Below are 5830 nucleotides of genomic sequence, written 5' to 3'. Positions count from 1 at the left end.
CCTACGCCTTGGCGGATCAGCAAACGGTTAACTACCAAAATTAAGACGGTAAGCGCCCCCGATTAAGGACAACTGACAGTTTGATTGAGGACTAGCGGACCGTGGGGACGCCAAAGGGTCACTCCAACACATGACTTGAATCATGGGGTGGAGTGACCCGCTTTTATTGATAAACCAGTTTTAAACTGGCCTGTTAATTTTCTGAAAAGGGGCAAGGAAACATGTTCTTTTAAGGACGTGATGAATGGCCCTAATTTTGTGTCCTTTAGGACACATGGATAGATAAATATATAATATAATTATTGGTATGAAAGATACAAATAGACTCACATATGGAAGAACTTCTGTATATAACTTAAATTACCATATTATTTGGGGAACTAAATACCGTAACAAAGTCTTGCAAGGAGAGAGTGTGTCAAGAATGTTGTGTAAAAAAGGAAACTTCGCCCGCATGAATTGGCAATTCTAAAACATCGAATCAAGCGTGTCGTGACAGTCCTTGAATCCCCGATGTGCTCGATTCTCAAATTTATCGTTGTACTCCATCACTTGCGTCATGATAAAGCGATCGAGGGCTCCTTCGTTTGGGAACTGCTCTTTACGTCGGACCATCTTCTTCAGGCTCTTATTGAACGACTCAATTAGGTTCGTCGAGTAGATGGTCTGACGGATCGCAGTTGGAAAACTGAAGAACGTGAATAGCTCCTCCATTTGGACTAGATTCTTGATTCGACGCTTATAACGGGACTCCCACTTAGCACTGAAAGCCGCCAATCGTTCTTTGGCGGCTTGTAGGTTCTCTGCTTGCCGAATAGCCTTAAAGTCGGTGATAATCTCCCTGCGATCGTTTTTGCGAACGTACCCTAAAAGGTTGCGCTCTGCGTGGACCCAGCACCGTTGAAACTTCGCCTGCGGGTAGTTAGCCTCAATCGCAGATTGAAGTCCAACTAAACCGTCGGCGATGAACAACTGAATATCTTTAATCCCCCGTGCGCGTAATCCCTGGAGTAGTTCAGACCAAGCGGCTCCGTTCTCGGTCGGTGCGATACTGTAGTCAAGAACTTCCTTACCGCCGTCACTTCGAATTCCGATCGCTACGTTAACGGCTTCTCGTTCAACGGTACCACGGCGTAACGGAATGTAAGTAGCATCGAGGAACACAGACGTACTGTGAGTACTTGAATTTGCGCTCGTGGAACTCTTCAACCAGGTGTTCCGTCCGCTTAGTGATGTTTGAAACCGTGGTTGGTGAGTAGTAGTGGCCGTACATTCTCTCAACCATATCAGCGATTTCACGAGTTGTGACGCCCTTGGAGTACATCTTGATGACCATTTCCTCCAGTCCATCAGTCCGACGCACGTAAGGAGGGAAGAGGGCGTTTCGAAACTTATTTAACCGGTCCCGTGGGATCGTCAGATTAATTTCACCGTACTCAGTGTCGATCGTGCGGGTGTACGTCCCGTTCCGGTAGTTCACGTCGTCTTTTGATCGGTCGATCCGGGTATGTGGTTCGTAGCCTAGCACCGCAGTCAGTTCATTTTGAAGGAACTGATTAGCGGCCACTTCAATTTGACGACGTAAGACTTCATTCAGGGTAATATCTTTGTCGGAAGATAGCGCTGCGATAATATCTTTGTTAAACTGGTTCATGGGGAAAGCCTCCGTATTCTGATTGGTTTTTAGCGATTTCAATCATACGGGGAAGGCTTTCCCTTTTTCAATACCCTCAAGGTGGGCCTAGAATAAAAAGTGTACAAGTTAAATAGAGACCCTGACTTAGTATAATTAAGGAAGTAAATTGGAGAATCAAATAATGACGAAGCACAGTTATGACAAGGAATTTAAGGAACAGGCCGTTCAGTATTACTTAGATAACAAGGATCACATGACCATGAATGAAATAAGTAAGAATCTATGTATTGGGGCTAGTACATTACATAAATGGATTAAGCTGTTTACTGAAACTGGGGAGTTTGGCCGTGGCATAGGACAAAAAAGCTTCTATTTAAATTGTCTATTTTATTGACAGGGGGCCAATCTTTCATACCAATAATTATATTACATTACGGTTCGATCATGTGCCCTAAGGGCACAAAAAAAGGCAATTCATCACGTCCTTAAAAGAACGTGTTTCCTTGCCCGCTTTCAAAAAACAAATGCTTTTTACCCTTTTAACGCAAAAAATCCCCCTCACCACGAAGGCGAGGGGGATAAAAAGCAGTAGATTAAGAAAAGGGAAGTTGGATAATGGCAAATGTCAAATCTGACATAGTGACAGAGCTATTAGAAATTTGATTAGCTGATAAGCTACCTTCATTAGAAACGATTACATTTTTACCCGTCAAATTTAAACTACCATAAAACTGACCGCCTTGACCAATTGTGACCGAATTACCACTAGCATTAAATACGACTAAATATTTGTCCAAACCAGATGCTAGTTCTTCTGTAATCACTCCATTTGACGCATTTGTTACATTTTCTACGCCCATTATGTCAGGACTAAAAGCAAGTTTACTATAATCATCAGGCCAAAATTGTGGATTGGACTTTTTAAATTTGATCAAATTACTAATTAAATCAACATCATGTTGATTATCCTTGACATTATCCCAATTTATGCCATTGACTACGTCTCCCGCAAATATTGTGGTGCCAAGATTACTACCTTGCCAATAATTACCATAGTATTTACCATTACTATCCACACCAAAAAGTCCATTGTATGAATTTTTGGCAGTATCCCATGACGCAGCATACCATGCAGGCTTTGCCGTAGTACCCGATTGATAAGCTTGCACCTGTGTAGCGGAGAGTGGCGTCAGGCTTGACGGATCAACTAATTTGGATCGGCCAAACTCCTGGCCGGTTTCCATAAATGTCACACCATTTGCAATAATATTTATTGCATTTGCGAGTATCAATCGTGCTTGGTGTGTCAACACAGAATCATTCGGATTAGCTAACCATAGTGCGTCATTTAAAGTGAAGCTATCATGACATTCAACATAATTGATAGACTGGCTTGGCGTCCAAAAGGCTTGTAGTGCATCATTTCCGTTCCAACCTTCAGAACCCAAAAGGGCTCTTGCAACCTTTGTGGTACTTGCCGTATTTCTTGATGCGAATCCATCTGCGGAACCGCCATTATTAACAATGGCGTCACGTTCACTAGGATTGAAGAACCCAATACCAGGAACCTCTTTCCAATTATTGAGAGACGTTTCAGAAATATGATTTAAATTAGAATCCCACCAACCTTCGCCATACATAATAATATGTGGGTCAATTGCAGTCAGTTCAGCACGCAGTTTGTTCATAGTCGTGCTGTCTAAAAGTGTCATTTCGTCAAAACGGAATCCGTCAATATTATAATTTTTCGCCCAGTAAGTGACCGAATCAATAATATATTTGGCAGATTGTAAAATTTAAGTTGAACATTTAAGTGGACAGAAAAACCCATCAAGGTCTTTAATGGTGTTACCACACAATCCATTAGAAAGAAGGACCTTGATGAGCACCACTATTTTATCATTCCAGAACCGTGTTGTCATTGAAACGCTTCATAATGAAGGACGTTCCTTGCGATACATCGCTAACTACTTAGGCTTTAGTAAGACCACCATCTTTAACGAACTTCACCGGCTAAATAGTGAGTACCAGGCTGGGCTAGCGCAAACTGACTTTGAACAAAAGGTTAGTCAACGGGGGCGGAGTCTCCGCTCACTAAAAACCTTAAACACTTGGTCGAGGAAAAGATTCAAGTCCAGAAGTGGTCCCCTGAACAAGTTGCCCATGCTTATTCACCACATGAACGCGGTAGTAATGAGAACCGTAACCGAGTTTTGCGACGATTTATTCCCAAGGGACAAGCTATTGAAGAGCTGAGCGATCGCCAGCTGGTTCAAATCAATTGGTATCTGAATTCCCGGCCACTTAAATGTCTTAACTGGCGCACACCAATCGAGATCTTCCTGCTTAATTTACGTCACTAAATTCGTTCAAGTTATTTCTTGCAATCTGCCATCGTAAAAAGTTATTTACTTTCTTGTGCTTTTATATACCTATCCATTTCATGCCGACAATAATTGACTGCTTTTGCGTAATCAACCCCTGTACGATTGTATATGTTATCTGATAATGGATATCCATAATAGGCACATAGATTATCTATAGTATCATTTTCATCCCCAGTGACTCTAAAGGGGTCTGCTAAATCCTCGACTACGGTATTAGTTGATATTGTAATGCCTTGTTTTTCTAAGAAAAAGTTTGACGCATTGAATGTAATCAGCTTATTTGCTCTGTTAAATATCTTTTGTATCTCATCTTTGTAAGATTCAAATGTTTGTTCATTATATGTATCTTCAGGCCTAATGCCATTTAAGTCAGAGTACCACCAGTCAACTAGCTTGGTACTAAATATATGATTGAATAATACATTATCGTTAGTGTCCATAATGGTTAGTCTGACAATTTCGTCAAGTGCTGCAGGACCAGTTAGATCAACCCAATATATTAATGTTTTGTTTTCTTTCATTGAACATCACCTCGACTGGCATTGTAACTCTGGTGCATATTAATGAGCTGCTTTCTGTTATTGATTTGCCTTTTAATCCTGTAAAGAGTAGATTTTGAAAGGTGAAATTTTAATTCCGTTGCAGTATAGGTATGTGTTTGCAAGTAAGCATATGCTTGGCGATATTTAGGCGTGATAACGCGTTTATGGCGTCCTCCTGTATTCAGCATTGATTGATACTTAGCCTTCTTAATTGCCTTAGAAGCGTGTTTTTGACGCAAATAATGGAGGTAGTCAAGGTGGGCTAATTGTGATGCTATAATCCAATTACTAGCAGCACTATCGTTGCTAAGCTCCATATCACTACTTTTAATTATTATGCCAGTATTTTCTACCTCATGCATAAGGCAACATAACTCACGGACGTTACTGTACAGATCTGTTAATTCAGGGACAAACAATATGTCTCCTTCTTTGGCAACACAAGCAAAGAACTTATGTAATTTATATCGCTCTTTATTAGTATGACTAAACCTGTCCGCAAAACAGTTTTCAATAGAGATTCCACTGCCTAAAAGAACCGTAGCGTGACGCTCAAAATCAGGATCCTTAATAAATTTATCTCTATAATAACCAGAGACGTAACCGTACATAGTCATTGTATTATCACTCCTTATTTATATTCCTTACTTGTTCTAATAAAAAATCTATTCAATCTCACAAATGAAATTGAATAGATTAATAGGTGTCAAACTAATAAGTAGAACTGGTAAAAAAACAAATATTAACACATCATGGGCATTCCCATTGTATATAAGAAATGTGATTTATTTATAAATGTTGATGTATCAGGAATTATAACACCTTGAACCTCCCGCATTGATATAAGAAGTGCGGTGAGTATGGATGATGTTAAGTCGAGTTTGATTTGGAATAAACTATAAACACGCCAATTGCAATAATAAATTGAACACTTGCCAATAGCATCTGGTAGATTTTGACTATCTGTGTCGATAAATATGGTCAAGCTCTATGTCAAAGCACTCTTCTGGAGTCTTGTAGTTTAAGATCTTTCGAGGAAGAGAGTTGCACCATACTTCGATCTTAGCAATGTCTTCCACGCTGTACTTATCTATCCGGTCTCCCTTAGGAATATAGCGTCTGATAAGCCCGTTGTGCCGCTCTACGCTACCTTTATCACAGGATGTATAAGGGTGAGCATAATACACAAGCGTCTTGGAAACTTGCTCAAGATTTGATAGATCCGCGAACTCGGAGCCGTTATCGGTTGTGATAGACTTAAAGAT

4 protein-coding genes and 3 pseudogenes are annotated in these 5830 nt (G+C 40.4%); 2 read left to right on the top strand and 5 right to left on the bottom strand.

Going from position 1 to position 5830, the window contains the following annotated elements; genetic code table 11:
• Positions 1 to 307: 307 nt before the first annotated feature.
• A pseudogene (locus G541_RS10290) lies at positions 308 to 430 on the top strand (transposase); the annotation flags it as partial.
• Between the two features lie 38 nt (positions 431 to 468).
• Here the strand turns inward: G541_RS10290 and G541_RS09770 are convergent.
• Both G541_RS09770 and G541_RS0108080 read right to left on the bottom strand, forming a co-directional pair.
• Positions 469 to 1654 (bottom strand): annotated as a pseudogene (locus G541_RS09770) (IS256 family transposase).
• A gap of 575 nt (positions 1655 to 2229) precedes the next feature.
• On the bottom strand, positions 2230 to 3324 hold the full coding sequence (locus G541_RS0108080; RefSeq protein ID WP_027827104.1) for an alpha-amylase family protein: 1095 nt from the start codon (positions 3322 to 3324) through the stop codon (positions 2230 to 2232).
• Positions 3325 to 3517: 193 nt separating this feature from the next.
• Here G541_RS0108080 and G541_RS09760 point away from each other — a divergent pair.
• A pseudogene (locus tag G541_RS09760) lies at positions 3518 to 3999 on the top strand (transposase).
• Between the two features lie 41 nt (positions 4000 to 4040).
• Here G541_RS09760 and G541_RS0108070 read toward each other — a convergent pair.
• From G541_RS0108070 to G541_RS09755, 3 genes are all read right to left on the bottom strand, one after another.
• Positions 4041 to 4544 carry a hypothetical protein gene (locus G541_RS0108070; RefSeq protein WP_027827103.1) on the bottom strand — a complete coding sequence of 168 codons (504 nt, stop codon included), beginning with the start codon at positions 4542 to 4544 and terminating at the stop codon, positions 4041 to 4043.
• Positions 4541 to 5182 (bottom strand): recombinase family protein, encoded by a 642-nt coding sequence (locus G541_RS0108065; RefSeq protein ID WP_027827102.1) that lies wholly within the window; start codon positions 5180 to 5182, stop codon positions 4541 to 4543. Before G541_RS0108065 ends, G541_RS0108070 begins: the two co-directional genes overlap by 4 nt.
• 342 nt (positions 5183 to 5524) lie before the next feature.
• Positions 5525 to 5830, bottom strand: a 306-nt coding sequence (locus tag G541_RS09755) for an IS30 family transposase (protein WP_035163257.1), incomplete at its 5' end; no start/stop codon positions are given.

It is taken from the genome of Ligilactobacillus saerimneri DSM 16049, from assembly GCF_000423265.1.
Taxonomy (GTDB): domain Bacteria; phylum Bacillota; class Bacilli; order Lactobacillales; family Lactobacillaceae; genus Ligilactobacillus; species Ligilactobacillus saerimneri.
The sequence above is the reverse complement of the archived record's forward strand: the minus strand, read 5'-3'. Positions and strand labels throughout refer to the sequence as shown.

Bases quoted from the DNA above. Each gene is read 5' to 3' on its own strand.
- G541_RS0108080 (WP_027827104.1), bottom strand. From the start codon at position 3,324: ATGAACAAACTGCGTGCTGAACTGACTGCAATTGACCCACATATTATT.
- G541_RS0108070 (WP_027827103.1), bottom strand. From the start codon at position 4,544: ATGAAAGAAAACAAAACATTAATATATTGGGTTGATCTAACTGGTCCT.
- G541_RS0108065 (WP_027827102.1), bottom strand. From the start codon at position 5,182: ATGACTATGTACGGTTACGTCTCTGGTTATTATAGAGATAAATTTATT.